The sequence below is a fragment of the Achromobacter insuavis genome (assembly GCF_902859645.1).
Lineage (GTDB): Bacteria > Pseudomonadota > Gammaproteobacteria > Burkholderiales > Burkholderiaceae_B > Achromobacter > Achromobacter insuavis.
On sequence record NZ_CADIJR010000014.1, the window covers coordinates 84,061 to 103,877 of the forward strand.

Sequence of the window (19,817 nt, forward strand, 5' to 3'; positions counted from 1 at the left end):
CATGATTAATTGGGAAGACGACACCCTCGCCACGCAACCTGCACAAGCCCCCGCGCCCGCGGCGGGCGGGCAGGCTGCGCCCGAAGTCCGGGCGGCGACCGGCGTGTTCGGCGACACCGCCATGCCGACCCCGGCCGCGCCGCAGCATGCGGCCGGCCTGACGGCCAGCGGCAGCGCCACCTCGCAACGCGTGAAGGTTGCCGACAAGCGCATCATCAATGGCGAGACCGACGTCAACCAGCTGGTGCCGTTCAAGTACAAGTGGGCATGGGAGAAATACCTGGCCACGTGCGCGAACCACTGGATGCCGCAGGAAATCAACATGTCGCGCGACATCGCCCTCTGGAAGAACCCGAACGGGCTCACCGAGGACGAGCGCCGCATCGTCAAGCGCAACCTGGGTTTCTTCGTCACGGCCGACTCGCTGGCCGCGAACAACATCGTGCTGGGCACCTACCGCCACATCACGGCGCCCGAATGCCGCCAGTTCCTGCTGCGCCAGGCCTTCGAAGAAGCGATCCACACGCACGCCTATCAATACATCGTCGAAAGCCTGGACCTGGACGAAGCGGAGATCTTCAACGCTTACAACGAAGTGCCGTCCATCCGCGCCAAGGACGAGTTCCTGATCCCGTTCATCGACGCGATCGCGGACCCCAACTTCAAGACGGGCACGCCCGAGGCCGACCAGACGCTGCTGAAGTCGCTGATCGTCTTCGCTTGCCTGATGGAAGGCCTGTTCTTCTACGTTGGCTTCACGCAGATCCTGGCGCTCGGTCGCCAGAACAAGATGACCGGCGCCGCCGAGCAGTACATGTACATCCTGCGCGATGAATCCATGCACTGCAATTTCGGCATCGACCTGATCAACACCGTCAAACTGGAAAATCCGCATCTGTGGACGCCGGAATTCCGCGAAGAAATTCGAGAACTCTTCCGCAAAGCGGTCGAACTCGAATACGCTTACGCCGAAGACACGATGCCGCGCGGCGTGTTGGGCTTGAACGCTCCCATGTTCAAATCCTACCTGCGCTTCATCGCCAACCGTCGTTGCCAGCAAATCGGTATCGAACCGCTGTACCCGCAGGAAGAGAATCCCTTCCCGTGGATGGCGGAGATGATCGATCTTAAGAAGGAACGCAACTTTTTTGAAACTCGCGTGATCGAATACCAAACCGGTGGCACGCTGAGCTGGGAGTAACGTAGTTCGCCTTCGGGCCCGGCGCGGGCACGCTCTGCCAAAGAGCGTCGCGTTCGCGCCAGGCTCGAGGACGATCTCCCAGGTCAGGGTGTTTTCGAACACGTAGAACAAGCGGTAGGCGGTCTGTGATCAGACTGCCCACCGGCGCCATTTGAAATGGCTCGCGCCAAAGGAGCGGGGGCCATATCAAATGGCTGTGCCGAATTCATTAGCGCAAACCGTAGTAGCTGTTGCTCGCACAGAACAGCGGCATGCGCCGATGAATAGCCCGGGCACGGTTCGCCTTGTTGGCGGATCGGGGCACGGGTTTAAGTTCTGGGACCCCTGAACCTAAGGAGCATGACCATGGCAACAGCCAAGAAAGCCGTAAAGAAAGCGGTGAAGAAGCCCGCCGCCAAGAAGGCAGTAGCGAAGAAGGCCGCTCCGGCCAAGAAAGCTGCCGTCAAGAAGGTAGCCGTCAAGAAGGTCGCCGCCAAGAAGCCGGCGGTGAAGAAGGTTGCCGCCAAGAAGCCGGCCGCCAAGAAGGTCGCGAAGAAAGCGGTAGCCAAGAAGGCCGTCGCCAAGAAAGTCGCGGCCAAGAAGCCGGTAGCCAAGAAGGCAGCGGCCAAGAAGGTCGTCGCCAAGAAAGCGGTTGCCAAGAAGGCCGTCGCCAAGAAAGCGGTAGCCAAGAAGGTCGTCGCCAAGAAAGCGGTAGCCAAGAAGGCCGTCGCCAAGAAGGCGGTTGCCAAGAAGGCCCCCGCCAAGAAGGCGGTTGCCAAGAAAGTCGTAGCCAAGAAGGCCCCGGCTGCCAAGAAGCCCGCTGCCAAGCCTGCCGCGAAGCCCGCTGCCAAGCCGGCCGCCAAGCCTGCTGCGAAGCCCGCCGCTGCCAAGAAGCCCGCTGCGAAGAAAGCCGCTCCGAAGAAGCCCGCCACGCCGCCGTCCACGGCTGCTGCCCCGGGCGCGAAGACCGCGCTGAACCCCGCCGCGTCGTGGCCGTTCCCGACGGGTGGCCGTCCGTAATCGGACCGGTCACAACGGTAGCAGTACCTCAAACCGCCTGGCCCCGGCCAGGCGGTTTTTATTTGTCCCCAGCCCGAAGAAAGAAGCGTGTCCCCGCGCCCTGGGCGCTACCGTTGCCGCAATGCCGTGAGACAATAAAAGCCGTCATCATTAGGTAGATAGCGTCCATGCTCGGTGAAATCCTTCGCTTCCTGCTCGAAATCGCGTTCACGCTGTTCGGCGCCGCACTCATCGCCCGCGCCTGGATGCATGCGATACGGCTGCATCCCTTCAATCCGCTGGCGCGCGTCATCTACCAGGCCACCAACTGGCTGGTGCTGCCCCTGCGCAAGATCATTCCCGCCGGCAACAAGATCGACTGGACCAGCCTGGTCGCCACCTGGCTGGCCGCGCTGGTCTATCTGCTGCTGATCTGGCTGATCGCCATCGGCGCGCTGATCCCGGCCGCGCTGCTGCCCTCGGCCATGCTGTCGGCGCTGCTGATGGCGCTCAAATGGGCGTTGAACCTGGTGGTGTGGCTGACGCTGATCCAGGCGGTGCTGTCGTGGGTCAACCCGATGGCGCCCATGATGCCGATGCTGCAGGCGCTGACCGCGCCGATGCTCGATCCCATCCGCCGGCTGCTGCCGCGCACCTCGATCGACTTTTCGCCGCTGGTGCTGCTGATCGTGGCCCAGGTCCTGCTGATGGTGCTGGCGCGCCTGAGCTACAGCATGATGGGCGTCTGAAACGGCAACGGCCCGGCGAACTGCCCGGGCCGTCTCTGGCGCACGCCGCGGGCGGCGCGTTACGCCGGAATCGCGGCGTAGATATCGATCAGCTTCTTGCGATCGATCTTGTGGTTGTTCGACATCGGCAGCGCGGCGCAGGCCACCAGCTCGGACGGCACCATATAGGGCGGCAGGCGCTGCCCCAGCTTATCCTTCCACCCCGTCAACGCATCCTGCGCCAGCAGGCTGGCTTCGGCCTGCTCGGCCGCCACGCCGGCGACAAAGCCGATCAGGCGCACCGCGGTGCCGTCCGGCCGCCGCAGCACCGCGCAGGCGCCGCCCTCGACGCCCGGCAGGCCATGCAGGGCCTCGTCGATCTCGGCCAGCTCGATGCGATAACCGTTCAGCTTGATCTGGTCGTCCATGCGGCCGCGGCAGAACAGCAGGCCGTCCGCGTCCAGCTGCCCCAGGTCGCCGGTGCGAAAGCCGCGGCGGCCGTCCTCGGCCATGAACAGCTTGACCTCGTTCAGGTCCTGGCGGTTCAGGTAACCGCGCATGACGTGGTCGCCGATGATGCAGATCTCGCCGTCCTCGATGCGCAGTTCGCAATCGGGCTTGGCGTGGCCGACGGGCAGCGGATCGTGCGCCGCCAGCACCGCGTCGGTGATGGCGATCCAGGTCGTGGCCACGGTGGCCTCGGTCGGACCGTAGGTATTCAGGATCACCGCGTCCGGAAAACGCTGGCGCAGCTTCTTGGCCAGCGCCGCCGGCAGGGGCTCGCCGCAGAACAGGAAGGTGCGCAGCGTCGGCAGCGTAGCCGGCGAGAAGTCGCGGTTGGCCAGTTGCTGGTGGGCGAACGACGGCGTCGAGACCCAGGCCGTCACGCCGTTCTGCGCCAGCCGGCTCATCCAGGTCGCGGCCGCGCCGATCTGCTCGCGCGAGTTCAGCACGCAGGTGCCGCCGGCGGCCAGCGTGGCGAACACCTCGTACATCGACAGGTCGAAGCTGAACGGCGCCTGGTTCATGAACACCGGCGCCTCGCCCAGACCGAAGCTGCCGAGCATCCAGTCGCCCAGCAGGCCGACGCTTTCGCGGCCGATCTGCACGCCCTTGGGGTCGCCGGTGCTGCCGGACGTGAACATGACGTAGGCCAGGCCGCGCTCGGCCAGCTCGGCGCCCTCGCCCGGCTCGAAGCCGCGGGCCGCGGCGTCATAGACGGCGGCGGCGCGCACGATCTCGACGATGCGGCGCAGGCGCTCGGGCGGATAGATGGTGTCGACCGGCACGAACGGCGCGCCGATCAGCAGCGCCCCCACCATGGCGACGAAGAACGAGGCTTCCTTGTGGCCATAGATGGCGACCGGCACATCCGGCGCCGCGCCATGCGCGCGCGCCTCGTCGGCCCAGGCCGTGGCTTCGTCGCGCAGTTGCGCCCAGGTCAGGCTGCGGTCGGCGCCGACCACCGCGAGCGCGTCGGGCGCGCGCGCGGAGTCAACGAACTGGAAAGTCTTCAGGTCGAAACGCATGCCGAAACTCCGGGCGTCAGATGGGGCTGCGACCGCTGAACACGTAGAGCGCCAGGGCAGCCAGAATCAGGGTGAGGACGCGCCCGAGAAAGCGCATGACGGGCCGCGCCAGCGTGGCCTGCAGGGCCGGCCGGGTGCGCGCGGCGTTGATCAGCAGGTTGTGGCCCACCGAGTACGCGCCGAACATCAGGCCGCTGACGATGTAGTGCACCGACAGGCCGTTCCACACGCCCATCGCCAGCAGCGTGGCGAAGATGCCGATGTTCTGCGCCGCCATCCGGTGGCGCGAGAAGAACGCGGTCTTGCTCAGCGCCTTGTAGATCGGCATGAACACCACGTCGCGCAGCCATTCGGACAGGCTGATGTGCCAACGGCGCCAGAAGTCCTGCGGATTGAGCGTCGCCAGCGGGTTGCGGAAGTTGATCGGCAGGGTGAATCCGAACAGCATGCCGATGCCGATGGCCATGGTGGAATAGCCGGCGAAATCGAAGAACAGGTAGGCGCTGTAGAGCGAGGCGTTCAGCGCCACGCCGGTGAACGAGTAGTCGTGCGCGTCCAGCGTCGACAGGCCGTAGCGCCAGATCAGTTCGGCCAGGCCGAACTTCTGGATCACGCCCAGCATGATCAGTTCCAGGCCCGCCAGCCAGGTGTTCAGGTTCACGCCTTCGTAGCCGCGCTTGAGGTCGGCCTGGAAGCTGCGCCAGCGGTACATCGGACCGGCCAGCAGCGTCAGCGGGAAGAACAGGTAGATGAAGTAGTCCAGCGGCGACACGCGCTCGTTGCGCGGCGCGAACAGCAGCACGTCGATGGCGCGGAAGGTGGCGAACGACAGGCCCAGCATCGCGCCCAGGTGCGACACGCCGGTCTTCACCAGCAGCAGCGGCGTCATGGTGATGATGACGGCCAGCCAGGTCGGGATGTAGTTGCGGCGCATGGCCCACAGCGCGCTGCCCGAAATGGCCAGCAGCGCGATCGGCTGGTAGGGCCGCGCCCAGAACACCGCCATCCACACGCCCAGGCAGATCACGCCGATGATGTGGCGATAGCCGATGCGCAGGGGCATGCCGAACGAACGGTACGCCAACAGACCCAGCCCGCCGAACAGGGCGCCGCCGAAGAAGCTCAAGCTTGCGAACAATTCCATGCTGCGGTCAGAACTGTTGATATTGGAATTCGACCTTGATAGGTCCGCCGCTACCCGTGGTGGGCTGCGCCTGCAGCACGAACACCAGGATCACCCCGATATACAGGCAGAGATGCCAGAAGAAGCGGCGCCCCCAGGCCTTGGCCGCCTTGCGGGCGTCCGGCCCCTGGGCGGCGCCGTCCGGCGTCGCATCGGTTTTCTGTGAGGGGTTCATCGGGAAAAGTACTCCGCAATGCCTTGGTCCGCCATCGCCCAACCGAGCTCGGCCAGATGCATGTCATCACGCACCATGCCCGGTTCGAAGGGAATGCTGTACATATCGAGGCAACCCATCTGGTAGCGCTGGCACATGCCGGTGATGGCGGCCACCACCGGGTCGAAACGCTCGACGTCCAGGATGAGCTTGGGATTGAACGGCTGGATCACGAAGTAGGCCTTGACCTTGCGCCGTTGCAGCAAGGCCATGACACGCGACAGGTCGCCCAGTTCGGTGCGGGTGAGCGGATCGACGTTGGCGAATTCATTGCGCGCCGGCGAATACAGCGGCGCCAGGTACTGCTTGTAGTAGTCGTCGCGCACGTCGTAGGGGTTGTTGCTGCCCAGCTGGTGCTCGACTTCGCGCGCCTCGTGCGTCAGGCGCGACCATTGGCCGGCATTGAGCTTGGCCGACGAGGGCCACGAGACGAAACGGTGCGCGGGCACCGACAGCTTGCTGCGCGGACGGTCGGGCGCGGGTTCCTTGCGCGCGTTCCACCACAGCGACAGCTTGTCCTTGAGCTCGGCGACCTGGCCATTGGCGATCAGCCACAGAAGGCCCCAGTTGGCGTTGTCGCTGATCCAGGTCTGCATCTGTTCGCGCGTGCTGGGTTTGTCCCAGAGGCGTTCCCAGACCGGGCCGGTCACGTGCTCGGCGAACGCGCTGCGCGGCAGCTGGCCGCCCGAGGCGAACCAGGCCGGCGACACCATGATCACCAACCGCGTATTCGGCGTCAGCGAATCCGCCACCGACTCGAGCACGCTGACGATGCCGTACGACTGGAACATGGCGTGGCCGTAGGCCAGCGTCGGCACCTTCAGTTCTTCGGGGAAGAAGCGGTAAGGCACGAAACGCAGGTCATGGCTGGACAACTCGGACGAACCGAGCACCACCAGCGTGCCGTCGCTGAGCGCATTGCCCAGCCGGTTCAGGTTGACGTGCTGCGTGCCCCAATCCGGCCCCAGATTGGGCAGGTAGTTGCTCTTGGACGCCGCCACCGTGGAAACCGGATGGACGATGTTGGACAACACGTCGTCCGCGCCACAAAAGGCCCCATACGCCAGCACCACCGCGGTGGCGGCTGCTGCAACATGGGACAACAGGCGGGTATTGCTAAATATTGGCAGCGACATAGCCGGCGAGCTTGCGGACCGACTGCAGGTGCTCCGCGATCTCGGGAGCCGGAATGCTGCAGCCGTACTCCGCCTCGACCGCCAGCGTGATATCCACGGCGGCGAGCGAGTCGACCAGGCCAGTGGCAATCAGTTGCGTATCGGGAGTGACTTTCTTCATGACGATCGACTCGACGATAGAGCCGATCTTGGTGTGGAGTTCTTGCTCGGTATGCATAGAGAGTGCGGCGTTACATTGCCTCGTCGGCAAAATATTCCCCGCCCCGAGATACAGGACGGCGAGTATACAAAAAATCGCTGAAAATCGACTGACATTTACAGCATCCTGGAGCGGCCCGTCGATGCACTTGGTTACATCAAAGTCAGGCGGCGAGATCGCTCACGGATGCAATCATGGCACTACAACCGTCGAATCGCCATGAAACTTACAGACCAAATCGCTATAAAAAGCGCGTAAACGTAACGCCTGCGGGTAAATACCGGGTGCTGCGTTGCAGCGGAGCGACAGATTTTCCGGCGGCATCCGTCCCCTGCCTCCCTTGAGCGCCCCAAAGCGGTCCGTCATCGCGGCCTCCCAAAACAGAAAAGCCCGCTTTCGCGGGCTTTTCTGTTGGCTGGCGCCGACCGTTTACATCGGCGTGACGCGCGTGGGACCGGCGCCGCTGATGACCTGCACGCGCTGGCCGACGCTGATCGGCACGTCGGCTTCCTGGGCCACGACGCGGGTTTCGCCGTTATCCAGGCGAACCGTGATTTCGTAGCCGGAATTCTTGCCGACCTGGTTTTCCACCGCGTTGCCCGCCAGGGCGCCGAGGATGGCGCCGCCGACAGTGGCAATGGTGCGACCCGTGCCGCCGCCGATGGCGTTGCCCGCCACGCCGCCCAGCGCGCCGCCGGCCAGCATGCCGACGCCGCTGGACTTGTCGTTCTGGATGACGATGGGGCGCACGCCCGTTACCGTGCCCGTGCGGACGATCTGCTCGCGCTGGGCCTGATCATAGCTATACACACCGCTGGATGCGCTGCGATTGGCACAACCGCCCAGGACCGCCATCGAAGTCACGACGGCAGCCACAGCCAACCACCGGCCAGTACGCGGCGTCAACAGGGAAAAGGTTTTGCTTTGGTTCATTTGGACTCCTCAATCGGGCACTGCCGACGATCTGATCATACCCTGCCCAGCCACAGCGGCAGTCTAACGTGCAACACACTGAAACTCACCGCCATGGGCGGAAAATCGATTTGCAAACCGGCCGCGGCGTTCCCACGCCGCGGCCGGTTTTCTTGACCGTGGTTGGACCATCTGCGCGGTTTCAGGTTCCCGCAACGATCCGAACCCGCCAGGAACGCGTTCAGACCGGCAGATGGATGCCGTAGGTGGCGTGCAGCACGGCGTCGATCTCGGCGCGTGAAGGCGCGTGGTTCTGCGGACCGCGCGACGCGATCTTGATGGCGCCCATGACGTTGCCCAGGCGGCAGCTGTCTTCCCAGCTCCAGCCGCTGGTCAGGCCGTAGAGCAGGCCGCCGCGCTGCGCGTCGCCGCAACCGGTGGGATCGACCACCTGGGTGGCGCGCACCGGCGCGATCTGGATCGTCTTGCCTTCGGTCAGCAGCGTGGCGCCTTCGGCGCCGCGCGTGACGACCACGGCCTGCAGCTTGGTGGCGATGTCGGCCATGCTGCGGCCGGTGCGTTGTTCCACCACGCCGGCTTCATAGTCATTCACCGTCAGGGCCTGCGCCAGGCCGAGCATGCGTTCCAGGTCGGCGCCGTCGAACAGCGGCATGGCCTGGCCCAGATCGAAGATGAAGGGGATGCCCTGCTTATGCAGGCGCTCGGCGTGGGCGAACATGCCTTCCTTGGCATCCGGGGCGACGATGCCCCAGGTGGCCTTGGCGTCGCTCAGGTCGTTGCTGGCGGAGAAGGACATGGCGCCCGGGTGGAACGCGGTGATCTGGTTGTCGTCCAGGTCGGTGGTGATGAAGCACTGCGCGGTGAAGGTGCCGGGCACGACCTTGACGCGGCTCGTGTCGATGCCGAGGCCGTCCAGGCGTTCGAGGTATTCACCGGCGTCTTCGCCCACCGTGGCCACCGGCACGGGTTTGCCGCCCAGCAGATTCATGTTGTAGGCGATGTTGCCGGAGCAGCCGCCGTATTCCTTGCGCATGCTGGGCACCAGGAACGACACGCTCAGGGATTGGATGCGGTCGGCCAGGATGTGCTCCTTGAAGCGACCTTCGAACACCGCGATGGTGTCGAACGCCATCGAACCGCAGACTAGAACAGGGGTTGCCATGAATGTCATCCTTCAGGGAAAGAACTTGTCGAGTTGGTAGCCGTTGACTTGGACACCCGTCACTTCAATCGGCACGGAAATCTTCAGTTCGCCTGCCGGTCCGAAAGGACCGCGCAACTGCTCGGGCGTCAGGTAATTCTCGGGCATCAGCACCCGGCGCACCACCACGGTATCGGACAAATCAGTCAGGTCCAGCACCAGCGCGGGCCAGTGCTGCGGCTTGTCGTAGCGGTTGCGCAGGACCAGGTTCAACACCAGTCGGGTGCGGCCGTCGTCGATGGCGGCGGCGCCCGTGGGCGGCTGCAGCGACGACGAGGAAATCGCGATCCGCTCCAGGCGGCGCGCGTAGCCGACCGTGCAGCCGAGCGGCTTGCAGACGGTCTCGAGCGCGGGCCGCAGCACCGGCACGGAGTTGGCGATGTCGATGCGGTACACGTACAGCAGCTGCAATCCCAGCGCGATCAGGCCGAGCAGGCAGGCGTAGCCCCACAGCTTGCGCAGCAGGCCGCGGCGCTCCTGGCGGTCCTGGTCGAGGAATTCGGGCGGCGCGCGGCCGACGTCGGTGGCGCTGGAGTAGCGCGTGCGCGTGTCGCCAAGGATCGGTTCCGGCGAGTCCGCGTCGCGCTCGGCATCGACGTCGTCGTGGTCTCTGTCGAAATCGTCGTCGAGATCCCTGTCGCGGTCATCCTCGTCATCGTCGTGGCGCGAATCGGCGGCGTCGTCACGCACCACGAACACCGGCTCGGCCGGCCGGGTGGCGCGCGGCGCGTCCCAGCGCGCGCTGTCGCGCACCGCCACGATGGGCTCGTCGCGCGGCGCGGCGGGTTCCTGCCAGCGCGGCTGCCGGGCCAGGCGCGGCTCGTCGTCGTAGCGATCGAGGTCTTCGTTCTCGTCTTCGTCGTCATCGCCCTCTTCCGCCAGCGCGGCGTCGGGTTCGATGCGGCGGCGGATATCCTCGCGGCCGCGCAGCACCGCGGGCGGTATGGCGGGCGACACTGCGGGCGGCGGCGTGACGGGCCGGATCGCCGCTTCGGGCGGCGGCGCCAGGAAAGGTTCGTCGGGCAGGTCATCCCAGGGCGCAACGGGGGGTTGCTCGGCGGACGGCCGCCGCACCAGGGGCGGAGGTTCGTCGGCCGGTTGGGCGGGTGGCGCCAGGACCGGCGCGGCGATCACCGGCGACGCAATGGGCGCGGCGGGCGGGATCGAGGCGGGCGGCGGAACCGCAGCCGGTACGCCCGACGCCGGTACGCCCGATGCCGGTACGCCCGCCTCAGGCAGCAGGCAGGCGCGGCCGTCGAACACGGTCGCGCAGGCGCCGCAACGCACCAGGCCGTTGCGGACCCGGAGCTGGTCGGGCACCACCTTGAATGACGTGCCGCATTGCGGGCAGCGGGTGGTCAGGGCCATGGCGCGATCCGGCGGAAACGGACTCAGGCCTTCTGGCCGTGCAGGCAGACCCAGCCGTCACGGGCGCGCCAGACCGACATGGCGATCCAGGGCGCGTAGGCGGCGGCGACTTCCTCGGCCTGCCGTTCCAGCACGCCAGACAGCACCAGGTGACCGCCGGCGGCGACGCGGCCGGCCAGCATGGGCGCCAGCACCTTCAGCGGGTTGGACAGGATGTTGGCCACCACCACTTCGAACGTGCCGTCGGCCAGGCCGTCGGGCAACATGGCCTGCAGTTCGACGTGGTTGACCTCGGCGTTGAAGACCGTGCTCTGCACCGCCTGGGCGTCGATGTCGACGGCCTGGGTCGGACCGGCGCCCAGCTTGCGCGCGGCGATGGCCAGGATGCCCGAGCCGCAGCCGTAGTCCAGCAGGGTCGCGCCCTTGGGCAACTCGGCTTCCAGCCAGGCCAGGCACAGGTGCGTGGTCGGATGGCTGCCGGTGCCGAAGGCCAGGCCCGGATCGAGTTCGATATGGATGGCGCCGTCCTCGGCCGCGGCCGCTTCCAGGCCCGGCACGTCCGGGCTGTCGCGGTGCCAGCTGGGCACGATCCAGAGACGCTCGGCGATGTGGATGGGACCGAACTGCGATTGCGTCAGGCGCACCCAGTCGGCGTCCGGCACGTCGCGCAGGCTCCAGCCGGCGAACAGCGCCGGGTCGAGCTCGCCCGCGGCGGCGGCTTCTTCCATGATCTGCGCGGGATCGGCTCCGTCCGGCAGCAGGGCCACGACGCGATTGCGTTCCCAGGCCTGCACGTCGGGCTCGGTGCCCGGCTCGCCGAACAGCGGACGCTCGTCGTCGGTGCCCAGGTCGGCGTCCTCGACGGACACCGACAGCACGCCGGCTTCCAGCAGGGCGTCGGACAGGGCCTCGGCTTGCGCCTCCTGGCAATGGAGCACGAGTTCACGCATGATGATTCTTCCATCTGGCCAACGGGCCGCGGCAAACGCCGCGGCCCGGTCAGCCGGTTAAGGCAGTAAAAAAGGGGCCAAGGGCCCCTATTTGCTGGTCAGGGGCGCTGGGCCAGCTTGTTTTCCAGATAGTGGATGCTGGTGCCGCCCTCGATGAAGCGGGCATCCTGCAGCAGTTCACGGTGCAGCGGGATGTTGGTGGAAATGCCTTCCACCACCATTTCCGACAGCGCGGTGCGCATGCGGGCCAGGGCCTGGTCGCGCGTGTCGCCGTAGGTGATGACCTTGGCGATCATCGAATCATAGTTCGGCGGCACGAAGTAGCCGTTGAACGCGTGCGAATCGATACGCACGCCCGGGCCGCCCGGCGTATGCCAGTTGGTGATGCGGCCGGGGCTGGGCACGAAGCGGAACGGATCCTCGGCGTTGATGCGGCACTCGAGGGCATGGCCCTTGAAGGTGATGTCGCGCTGGCGCAGCGTGAACTTCTCGCCGGCGGCGATCAGGATCTGCTGCTGCACCAGATCGATGCCGGTGATCAGCTCGGTGACCGGGTGTTCGACCTGGATGCGGGTGTTCATTTCGATGAAATAGAACTCGCCGTTCTCATACAGGAACTCGAACGTGCCGGCGCCACGGTAGCCCATCTTGCGGCAGGCGTCGGCGCAGCGGTCGCCGATGCGCTCGATCAGGCGGCGCGCGATGCCGGGGGCCGGCGCTTCCTCGATGACCTTCTGGTGGCGGCGCTGCATGGAGCAGTCGCGTTCGCCCAGCCACACGGCGTTGCGACCGCCGTCGGCCAGCACCTGGATTTCCACATGGCGCGGGTTCTCGAGGAACTTCTCCATATAGACTTCCGGGTTGTTGAACGCGGCGCCCGCTTCCGAACGCGTCATGGTGACGGCGTTCAGCAGCGCGGCCTCGGTGTACACCACGCGCATGCCGCGGCCACCGCCGCCGCCAGCGGCCTTGATGATGACCGGATAACCGACTTCGCGCGCAACGCGGATGATTTCCTGCGGATCGTCGGGCAACGCGCCTTCGGAACCGGGCACCACCGGCACGCCGGCTTCGATCATGGCGCGCTTGGCGCTGACCTTGTCGCCCATCAGGCGGATGGTGTCGGGGCGCGGGCCGATGAAGACGAAGCCGCTCTTTTCGACGCGATCGGCGAAGTCGGCATTTTCGGACAAGAACCCGTAACCCGGGTGGATTGCCTCGGAATCCGTGACTTCGGCCGCCGAAATGATGGCCGGCATGTTGAGGTAGCTTTCACGCGACGGCGCGGGCCCGATGCACACGGATTCGTCGGCCAGGCGCACGTACTTGGCTTCGCGGTCCGCTTCGGAGTGCACCACCACGGTCTTGATGCCCAGCTCGCGGCACGCGCGCTGAATGCGCAGGGCGATTTCGCCCCGGTTGGCGATCAGGATTTTTTCGAACATTTTCAGCTATCAGCCAATGACGAACAGGGGTTGACCGTACTCGACGGGCTCGCCGTTTTCGACCAGGATTTCTTTGATGACGCCGGACTTGTCGGCTTCGATTTCATTGAGCAGCTTCATGGCTTCAATGATGCACAGCGGATCGCCTTCCTTGACCGTGGCGCCGACGTCGATGAACGGCGCGGCGCCCGGGTTCGGCGAACGGTAGAAAGTGCCGACCATCGGCGCCTTGACCACGTGGCCCTGGATCACCGGGGCGGCTTCGGCCGCGGCGGGGGCAGCGGCGGGCGCGGCGGCGGCCACCGGCGCGGCGGCGACGCCGGCTTCCGGCTGGTGGTAGGCCACCGGCTGCAGGGTCTGCGAGAACTTGACGATGCGAACCTTGCCTTCGCCTTCGGTGATTTCCAGCTCGGCGATGCCCGATTCAGCCACCAGGTCGATCAGGGTTTTGAGTTTTCGAAGGTCCATAGAAGCTGCTTCCCGAGATAGTGTCGGCAACGTCCCGATCGTCGGGGCCGCGCCATATAAGATGTAAAAGCTGAGAGTTGGTGCGAGATCAGTGCCGCACTGCGTAACGCAGAGCCGCTTCGTAGCCGTCCGCGCCCAGGCCGCTGATGAGGCCTACCGCCAAGTCGGACAGATATGAGTGATGCCTGAAGGGCTCTCGCTTATACAGGTTGGACAAATGTACTTCAATAAATGGGATCGCGACCCCGGCCAGCGCATCGCGGATCGCGACGCTGGTGTGCGTATATGCCGCCGCGTTGATGATGATGAAATCGGTGCCGTCTTGCCGGGCCGCCTGAATGCGGTCAACCAGCGCGCCTTCGTGATTGCCTTGCCACGCGGTCAGCGTGGCGCCCAAGTCACCGGCCAGCCGCTCCAGACCCTCGTTGATCTGGGACAGCGTGAGGCTGCCGTAGATGTGAGGTTCCCGGGTGCCGAGCAGGTTCAGATTCGGGCCATGCAATACCAGTATGTTTTGCGCCATGCGCTTGCCAATGAGTGGATTGCCAATTGTTGGCAAAACAGCCGATAAACCAGCTTTTTACGCCAATTCCTACTATTTGTCCAACAGACTTACGCCTTCAAACCGGATAGCGTCTGGTTCAGATCATCAGGCTGAATTTCACCTAATATCTTCCGGTTAATGCTGCCATCTGCATTGAAAACAATGGTAAACGGCAGGCCACCGCTGGGATTTCCGAGCTTGCGCAGGGTGTCGATGGCACCGGCGCCGATGACCCACAACGGGTAGGAAACCTGTACTTTCTCGACAAATTTTTGCATGTTGGCGGCAGAATCCACGCCGATACCGACAAACTTGATTTGCGGGTATTTTTTCTGCAACGCGTCGAGCTCGGGCATTTCCTTGACGCATGGCGCGCACCAGGTGGCCCAGAAATTCACCACGATGGGCTGGCCTTTCCAGGCGGCCAGCGACTGGGTCGCGCCGTTCAGGTCGGGCAGCTGCAACTGCATGAGGGCGGCGACAGGATCCTCGGCGGCGGGCGCCGCGGGTGCCGGCTGCGGCTTGTTGCGCCCCAGCAGGGTGTAGCCACCCGCGACCGTGGCGGCAACGGCCACGGCGGCGGAAAGGAGTAGGCGTCGATTCATGGCGCGATCATAACCGCTGCGGCCGGTTTGCGCCGCATCGGCCGCCGCGCCGGCATGACCTGCGCCTATATATACAATGCAGGACAGGAGAGTTTTCAATGCACCTGCACATTCTTGGCATCTGCGGTACGTTCATGGGCGGCCTGGCGTTGATCGCGCGCGCCGCCGGCCACAAGGTCACCGGTTGCGATGCGGGCGTCTACCCGCCCATGAGCACCCAGCTGTCCGAACAGGGGATCGAGCTGATCGAGGGCTTCGGCCCCGAGCAGATGGCCCTCAAGCCGGACCTGTACGTGATCGGCAACGTCGTCAGCCGCGGCAACCCCTTGATGGAAGCCATTCTGGAATCCGGCGCCCGCTACGTGTCCGGCCCGCAATGGCTGGGCGACAACATCCTGCCCGGCGCGCACGTGCTGGCGGTGGCCGGCACCCATGGCAAGACCACCACCAGCTCGATGCTGGCCTGGATCCTGGAGGCCGCGGGCCTGGCGCCCAACTTCCTGATCGGCGGCGTGGCCCAGGACCTGCACGTGTCGGCGCGCTACGACCCGGCGCGCCGCCCCTTCGTGATCGAAGCGGACGAATACGACACGGCGTTCTTCGACAAGCGCTCCAAGTTCGTCCACTACCGCCCGCGCACCGCGGTGCTGAACAACCTGGAATACGATCACGCCGACATCTTCCCCGATCTGGCCGCCATCGAAACCCAATTCCATCACCTGGTCCGCACCATTCCGGCGTCCGGCCGCATCATCCGCCCGACGCACTCGGAGGCGCTGGACCGCGTGATTGCGCGCGGATGCTGGTCGGAAACCGTCACGTTCGGCGCCGATGGCGCCTGGCAGGCGGGCGCGCCCGACGATAGCGGCGCCTTCGAGGTGCGGCGCGACGGCGTCGACATGGGCACCGTGCGCTGGACCCTGGGCGGCGAACACAACCGCATGAACGCGCTGGCGGCGCTGGCCGCCGCCGAGCACGCCGGCGTGCCGGCGGCCGAGGGCGTCGAGGCCCTGAGCCGGTTCGGCGGCGTGAAACGCCGCATGGAACTGCGCGGCACGGTCAACGGCGTCAAGGTCTATGACGATTTCGCCCATCACCCCACCGCCATCGCCACCACCCTGGAAGGCCTGCGCCGCCAGGTCGGACCGGCGCGCATCCTGGCCGTGCTGGAGCCGCGCTCCAACACCATGAAGCTGGGAGCCATGGCGGCGCGCCTGCCGGACTCCCTGCGCGACGCGGACCTGGTGTTCTGCTTCGGCGCCCGCGCCGGCAAGCACGCTCTGGGCTGGAATCCGGCGGAGGTGCTGGCGCCCCTGGGCGAGCGTGCTTCCAGTTACGATGATATCGACGCCCTGGTGGCCGCCGTCACGCATGCCGCGCGACCCGGCGACCAGGTGCTGGTGATGAGCAACGGCGGCTTCGGCGGCATCCACGGCAAACTGCTGGCCGCCCTGGAGGCGCGCGGCTGAGGCCTGGCGCCCCCGCGATCCCGCTCCACCGGAAAGGCACGAGATGATTCTTTACCTGCACGGCTTCCGTTCCTCGCCGACCTCGTTCAAGGCCCGCCTGATGGCCGACGCCATGGCCGCCCGCGGCCTGGCCGGCGACTGGGCTTGCCCGCAACTGCCGGCCAGCCCGCGCGAGGCCGTCGCGCTGGCGCTGGGCATCGCCCAGCGCCAACTGGCCGGCGCCGCCGCCCCGCGCGCGCTGACCGTGGTCGGCTCGTCGCTGGGCGGCTTCTACGCCACCTGGCTGGCCGAACAGCTGGGCTGCAAGGCGGTGCTGCTCAACCCCGCGGTCGAGGCCGCGCGCGACCTGGCGACCCAGGTGGGCGAGCACCGCATGTATCATTCCGACGCGCCGTTCATGTTCCTGCCGGAGTATGTGGAGGAACTGGCCGCCCTGCACGTCAGCCGGATCACCCAGCCAGAGCGGTATTTCCTGGTGGCGGCGACGGGCGACGAGGTGCTGGACTGGCGCGAAATGCGCGATCGCTACGCGGATTGCCGCCAGCGCATCGTGCAGGGCAGCGACCACGGCCTGTCCGATTTCGCCGACTGGATGCCCGAGGTGCTCGAATTCGCTCTTGGCTCCGCGCCGAATGGCCCCAAATAACACTGACATCAACGATAGATAGCTGCGCAAGGCGGCGCATGCGCGCCGCCCAGGACGACCCTCACCATGTATGTGTTTTACGAAGACGACGGCAGCTTCAAGGCCGGCCATATCCTGTCCGAAACCGACGCCAGCCTGCAGGTGGAGTCGGAATCGGGCAAGCGCAGCAAGATCAAGCGCGCCAACACCCTGTTCAATTTCGCCGCGCCCGAACCGGCCGCGCTGATGGCCCAGGCGACCGCGCTGGCCGACACCCTGGACCTGCAGTTCCTGTGGGAATGCGCCCCCCAGGAGGAATTCGATTCTCCCGTGCTGGCGGCCGACTATTTCGGCCACGCCCCCACCCCGGTCGAGCAGGCCGCGCTGCTGATGCGGCTGCACGGCGCGCCCGCCTATTTCCACCGTCGCGGCAAGGGCAGCTACCGCCCCGCCCCGCCCGACATCCTGGCCGCCGCCCTGGCCGCGCTGGAAAAGAAACAGCGCCAGGCCGAGCAGCAGCAGGAATGGGTGGACGAAATGGCCGCCGGCCGCCTGCCCGAGCCCATCGCCCAGGCCGCCGAATCGCTGCTGATCCGGCCCGACAAGAATTCGCAGCAATGGAAGGCGCTGGACGCCGCCTGCGCCAAGCTCGGCAAGAGCCCCGACCGCCTGCTGCTGGAATTGGGCGCCTGGCCGCACGCGCTGGCGCTGCACAAGCGCCGCTTCCTGGCGGTGAACTTCCCGCGCGGCCTGGCCTTCCCCGAACTGGAACTGCCGCCGGTCGACCGCGACCTGCCGCTGTCGGACGCCGAAATCTATTCGGTCGATGACGTCACCACCACCGAGATCGACGATGCCCTGTCGGTCTCCACCCTGCCCGACGGCAACCTGCGCGTGGGCATCCACGTGGCCGCGCCCGGCCTGACCGTGACGCGCGACAGCGAATTCGACAAGCTGGCGCGCGCGCGCCTGTCGACCGTCTACATGCCGGGCGACAAGATCCCGATGCAGCCCGACAACGTCATCAAGGCGTTCTCGCTGGACGCGGGCCGCGAGGTGCCGGTGCTGTCGCTGTACGTGACGGCCAACCCGGAAACCGGCGAGGTCATCGAATCCGACACGCGCCTGGAGCGCGTGGTGGTGCGCGAGAACCTGCGCCACAACATGCTCGACGCCCAAGTCACGGAAGAGAGCCTGAACGACACGTCCACCGACATGCCCTACGGCCACTGGCTGCGCCCGCTGTGGAAGCTGGCGCAGGCGCTGTCGGCGCAGCGCGAGAACGTGCGCGGCAAGCCCGAGAACAACTCGCGGGTGGAGTACAGCTTCTACCTGGACGGCGACCCCGACGATCCCGACACCCCGGTGCGCCTGGTGCCGCGCCAGCGCAACGCGCCGCTGGACCGGATGGTGGCCGAGTACATGATCCTGGCCAACAACCTGTGGGGCGGCCTGCTGAACCAGCACGGCGTGCCCGGCATCTACCGCTCGCAACAGGCCGGCCGCGTGCGCATGAGCACGCAGGCGCTGCCGCACGAGGCCATCGGCGTGCCGCAATACGCCTGGAGCACGTCGCCGCTGCGCCGCTACGTGGACCTGGTGAACCAGTGGCAGCTGATCGCCGCGGTGGAACACGGCGTCTCGGCGCGCCTGGTGGCCCCCTTCAAGCCGCGCGACGCGGACCTGTTCGCGATCATCGGCGCGTTCGACGCGCAGTACGCGGCCTGGGCCGAGTTCCAGAGCGCGATGGAGCGCTACTGGTGCCTGCGCTGGCTGAAGCAGCACCACATCACCCGCACGGTGGCCCACGTGCTGCGCGAAGACCTGGTGCGCTTCGCCAACTGCCCGCTCGTCACCCGCATCGGGGGAATGCCCGAGCTGGAGCGCGGGACGGCGGTGGAGGTGGAGATCCTGGGGATGGATGAGTTGTCGCTGGAGCTGGACTGCCGGTATGTGGGGCAGGTGGGGCCGGCGGCTGAAGAGGCTGCTGCCTAGGGCGGCATTTGGCTTGTCGTTGGGTTGTTTCTGCTGGCGGCGGGGGGGGCTTTCTTAGGCCGCCCGTCTGGCAGGCGGTCCTGGCGGCGGGCGCCCACGATTGCGGTCCGGAGCGTTCGCTCCGGACTGCCCCATCCTCATCCTCGTTGCCGCCTGTCGGCGGCTGCCTTCGGATTCCGTCGGGCGCATCGAGGTTGCCCGCCGCCAGGACCGCCTGCCAGACGGGCTACGTTTTTCTTGGCCTGTCGCGCTACTGGAGCGGGGAAACTTCACGAGATTGCTGGTGCCCGTTGCGGGTGGCCGCGCGGGCGGCCGCCCGCAACTTACGCGGTGTCTTGGCTTGGTTTGATGACGCTGTGCGCGGGTGACGGGTGGCTTGCTGGGGGGCCGTCCGGTCGGGGGGGGGGGAGAGTGGGCGGCGCGCGGTGGAGGGTGGCGTGCGCGTGACGGGCTTGGCGCGCCGCCTGATTAGGGAAGAGTGGGTAACGGGGAAGACATAAGGTGATGCATCGCTGATTCTCCCGCGGGGAGCCCCACCCAATGCATCCCGGACTCTTCCGCGGGAACACTCCCAATGCATCCCTCCTCCAGGCAGAACACCTCCGGCAATGCCCACAGACTCTTCCGCATCTCGCCCGGCCTCCCCCCAAATGCCAAAGAAGGCCGCCCGCGCGGCCGGTTTTGGCGGCCCCGCCAAATCTTCCGTCCCGACGCGATCTTCCACCAAAACGCCAAGCACACGATTCGCCCCCGCGCCGGTGAAGTGATCACGGTGCAGCCCGTGGCGTCGGCGGCCGGTGGGGCGCGGGGCTGCGATTGCGGTCCGGAGCGTTCGCTCCGGACTGCCCCGTCGTCATCCTTGTATGGTGTAGATGCGCCTTCCGCAGTGGGAGGGTGCTGGGGTAGGGACGTCGTCATCCATCAGCCGGTAGCAGCCGGACTGCCACAACGAGAGCATCCCACCCCGCCTCACAGCGTCGATAAGGAATCTAGCGGCCTAGGACCGCCGATTGATCGCAAGGTAACGCCCGAGGCGAGGCTACCCC

General features: G+C 66.3%; 19 protein-coding genes. 6 read left to right on the forward strand and 13 right to left on the reverse strand.

Annotated features, from left to right (window positions below; all coding sequences use genetic code 11):
- Position 1: 1 nt before the first annotated feature.
- The 3 genes from H0523_RS10550 to H0523_RS10560 all read left to right on the forward strand — a co-directional run bounded on the left by H0523_RS10550 (position 2) and on the right by H0523_RS10560 (position 2,928).
- Positions 2–1,201: a ribonucleotide-diphosphate reductase subunit beta gene (locus H0523_RS10550; RefSeq protein ID WP_054432834.1), complete on the forward strand. Its 1,200-nt coding sequence runs from the start codon at positions 2–4 to the stop codon at positions 1,199–1,201.
- A 345-nt stretch (positions 1,202–1,546) separates the two neighbouring features.
- Complete coding sequence (locus H0523_RS10555; RefSeq protein ID WP_082380580.1) at positions 1,547–2,200, forward strand: histone H1-like DNA-binding protein; 654 nt, start codon at positions 1,547–1,549, stop codon at positions 2,198–2,200.
- Positions 2,201–2,367: 167 nt separating this feature from the next.
- Complete coding sequence (locus tag H0523_RS10560) at positions 2,368–2,928, forward strand: YggT family protein (protein WP_006392766.1); 561 nt, start codon at positions 2,368–2,370, stop codon at positions 2,926–2,928.
- Positions 2,929–2,987: 59 nt separating this feature from the next.
- On the opposite strand, the gene H0523_RS10565 is transcribed toward H0523_RS10560, so the two are convergent.
- The 13 genes from H0523_RS10565 to H0523_RS10625 form a co-directional block, all read right to left on the reverse strand.
- Complete coding sequence (locus H0523_RS10565) at positions 2,988–4,436, reverse strand: D-alanine--poly(phosphoribitol) ligase (protein ID WP_054432835.1); 1,449 nt, start codon at positions 4,434–4,436, stop codon at positions 2,988–2,990.
- 16 nt (positions 4,437–4,452) lie between these two features.
- Entirely contained in the window at positions 4,453–5,580 is a 1,128-nt protein-coding gene (locus tag H0523_RS10570; protein WP_054432836.1) for an MBOAT family O-acyltransferase, read from the reverse strand.
- A 7-nt stretch (positions 5,581–5,587) separates the two neighbouring features.
- Positions 5,588–5,794: a hypothetical protein gene (locus tag H0523_RS10575; RefSeq protein WP_006392763.1), complete on the reverse strand. Its 207-nt coding sequence runs from the start codon at positions 5,792–5,794 to the stop codon at positions 5,588–5,590.
- Positions 5,791–6,969: a D-alanyl-lipoteichoic acid biosynthesis protein DltD gene (locus tag H0523_RS10580; RefSeq protein ID WP_054432837.1), complete on the reverse strand. Its 1,179-nt coding sequence runs from the start codon at positions 6,967–6,969 to the stop codon at positions 5,791–5,793. The genes H0523_RS10575 and H0523_RS10580 overlap by 4 nt, the downstream gene beginning before the upstream one ends.
- Positions 6,950–7,186, reverse strand: a complete 237-nt coding sequence (locus H0523_RS10585) for an acyl carrier protein (RefSeq protein WP_054432838.1) — start codon at positions 7,184–7,186, stop codon at positions 6,950–6,952. The genes H0523_RS10580 and H0523_RS10585 overlap by 20 nt, the downstream gene beginning before the upstream one ends.
- A gap of 411 nt (positions 7,187–7,597) precedes the next feature.
- Positions 7,598–8,101 (reverse strand): outer membrane lipoprotein, encoded by a 504-nt coding sequence (locus H0523_RS10590; RefSeq protein ID WP_006388608.1) that lies wholly within the window; start codon positions 8,099–8,101, stop codon positions 7,598–7,600.
- A 220-nt stretch (positions 8,102–8,321) separates the two neighbouring features.
- On the reverse strand, positions 8,322–9,263 hold the full coding sequence (locus tag H0523_RS10595; protein ID WP_054432839.1) for a carbohydrate kinase family protein: 942 nt from the start codon (positions 9,261–9,263) through the stop codon (positions 8,322–8,324).
- 12 nt (positions 9,264–9,275) lie between these two features.
- Positions 9,276–10,670, reverse strand: a complete 1,395-nt coding sequence (locus tag H0523_RS10600) for a DUF3426 domain-containing protein (protein WP_054432840.1) — start codon at positions 10,668–10,670, stop codon at positions 9,276–9,278.
- A 23-nt stretch (positions 10,671–10,693) separates the two neighbouring features.
- Positions 10,694–11,620 (reverse strand): 50S ribosomal protein L11 methyltransferase, encoded by a 927-nt coding sequence (prmA, locus tag H0523_RS10605; protein ID WP_049071128.1) that lies wholly within the window; start codon positions 11,618–11,620, stop codon positions 10,694–10,696.
- 98 nt (positions 11,621–11,718) lie between these two features.
- A complete protein-coding gene (gene accC / locus H0523_RS10610) occupies positions 11,719–13,065 on the reverse strand; it encodes an acetyl-CoA carboxylase biotin carboxylase subunit (RefSeq protein WP_006392756.1) in 1,347 nt (448 codons plus the stop codon).
- A 9-nt stretch (positions 13,066–13,074) separates the two neighbouring features.
- Positions 13,075–13,533: an acetyl-CoA carboxylase biotin carboxyl carrier protein gene (gene accB / locus H0523_RS10615; RefSeq protein WP_054432841.1), complete on the reverse strand. Its 459-nt coding sequence runs from the start codon at positions 13,531–13,533 to the stop codon at positions 13,075–13,077.
- A gap of 88 nt (positions 13,534–13,621) precedes the next feature.
- Positions 13,622–14,056 carry a type II 3-dehydroquinate dehydratase gene (aroQ, locus tag H0523_RS10620; protein WP_006392754.1) on the reverse strand — a complete coding sequence of 145 codons (435 nt, stop codon included), beginning with the start codon at positions 14,054–14,056 and terminating at the stop codon, positions 13,622–13,624.
- Positions 14,057–14,145: 89 nt separating this feature from the next.
- Positions 14,146–14,682 (reverse strand): TlpA family protein disulfide reductase, encoded by a 537-nt coding sequence (locus tag H0523_RS10625; RefSeq protein ID WP_054432842.1) that lies wholly within the window; start codon positions 14,680–14,682, stop codon positions 14,146–14,148.
- Between the two features lie 98 nt (positions 14,683–14,780).
- Here H0523_RS10625 and mpl point away from each other — a divergent pair, with 98 nt between their 5' ends.
- The 3 genes from mpl (at position 14,781) to H0523_RS10640 (ending at position 18,771) form a co-directional block, all read left to right on the forward strand.
- On the forward strand, positions 14,781–16,151 hold the full coding sequence (mpl, locus tag H0523_RS10630; protein ID WP_054432843.1) for a UDP-N-acetylmuramate:L-alanyl-gamma-D-glutamyl-meso-diaminopimelate ligase: 1,371 nt from the start codon (positions 14,781–14,783) through the stop codon (positions 16,149–16,151).
- 43 nt (positions 16,152–16,194) lie between these two features.
- Positions 16,195–16,797, forward strand: coding sequence for a YqiA/YcfP family alpha/beta fold hydrolase (locus tag H0523_RS10635; protein ID WP_054432844.1), 603 nt, complete (start codon positions 16,195–16,197; stop codon positions 16,795–16,797).
- A 66-nt stretch (positions 16,798–16,863) separates the two neighbouring features.
- On the forward strand, positions 16,864–18,771 hold the full coding sequence (locus tag H0523_RS10640) for a ribonuclease catalytic domain-containing protein (RefSeq protein WP_054432845.1): 1,908 nt from the start codon (positions 16,864–16,866) through the stop codon (positions 18,769–18,771).
- Positions 18,772–19,817 lie beyond the last annotated feature (1,046 nt).

Excerpts from the sequence above, each read along its gene's own strand:
- H0523_RS10550 (WP_054432834.1), top strand. The coding sequence starts at position 2 with ATGATTAATTGGGAAGACGACACCCTCGCCACGCAACCTGCACAAGCC.
- H0523_RS10555 (WP_082380580.1), top strand. The coding sequence starts at position 1,547 with ATGGCAACAGCCAAGAAAGCCGTAAAGAAAGCGGTGAAGAAGCCCGCC.
- H0523_RS10560 (WP_006392766.1), top strand. The coding sequence starts at position 2,368 with ATGCTCGGTGAAATCCTTCGCTTCCTGCTCGAAATCGCGTTCACGCTG.
- H0523_RS10565 (WP_054432835.1), bottom strand. The coding sequence starts at position 4,436 with ATGCGTTTCGACCTGAAGACTTTCCAGTTCGTTGACTCCGCGCGCGCG.
- H0523_RS10570 (WP_054432836.1), bottom strand. The coding sequence starts at position 5,580 with ATGGAATTGTTCGCAAGCTTGAGCTTCTTCGGCGGCGCCCTGTTCGGC.
- H0523_RS10575 (WP_006392763.1), bottom strand. The coding sequence starts at position 5,794 with ATGAACCCCTCACAGAAAACCGATGCGACGCCGGACGGCGCCGCCCAG.
- H0523_RS10580 (WP_054432837.1), bottom strand. The coding sequence starts at position 6,969 with ATGTCGCTGCCAATATTTAGCAATACCCGCCTGTTGTCCCATGTTGCA.
- H0523_RS10585 (WP_054432838.1), bottom strand. The coding sequence starts at position 7,186 with ATGCATACCGAGCAAGAACTCCACACCAAGATCGGCTCTATCGTCGAG.
- H0523_RS10590 (WP_006388608.1), bottom strand. The coding sequence starts at position 8,101 with ATGAACCAAAGCAAAACCTTTTCCCTGTTGACGCCGCGTACTGGCCGG.
- H0523_RS10595 (WP_054432839.1), bottom strand. The coding sequence starts at position 9,263 with ATGGCAACCCCTGTTCTAGTCTGCGGTTCGATGGCGTTCGACACCATC.
- H0523_RS10600 (WP_054432840.1), bottom strand. The coding sequence starts at position 10,670 with ATGGCCCTGACCACCCGCTGCCCGCAATGCGGCACGTCATTCAAGGTG.
- prmA (WP_049071128.1), bottom strand. The coding sequence starts at position 11,620 with ATGCGTGAACTCGTGCTCCATTGCCAGGAGGCGCAAGCCGAGGCCCTG.
- accC (WP_006392756.1), bottom strand. The coding sequence starts at position 13,065 with ATGTTCGAAAAAATCCTGATCGCCAACCGGGGCGAAATCGCCCTGCGC.
- accB (WP_054432841.1), bottom strand. The coding sequence starts at position 13,533 with ATGGACCTTCGAAAACTCAAAACCCTGATCGACCTGGTGGCTGAATCG.
- aroQ (WP_006392754.1), bottom strand. The coding sequence starts at position 14,056 with ATGGCGCAAAACATACTGGTATTGCATGGCCCGAATCTGAACCTGCTC.
- H0523_RS10625 (WP_054432842.1), bottom strand. The coding sequence starts at position 14,682 with ATGAATCGACGCCTACTCCTTTCCGCCGCCGTGGCCGTTGCCGCCACG.
- mpl (WP_054432843.1), top strand. The coding sequence starts at position 14,781 with ATGCACCTGCACATTCTTGGCATCTGCGGTACGTTCATGGGCGGCCTG.
- H0523_RS10635 (WP_054432844.1), top strand. The coding sequence starts at position 16,195 with ATGATTCTTTACCTGCACGGCTTCCGTTCCTCGCCGACCTCGTTCAAG.
- H0523_RS10640 (WP_054432845.1), top strand. The coding sequence starts at position 16,864 with ATGTATGTGTTTTACGAAGACGACGGCAGCTTCAAGGCCGGCCATATC.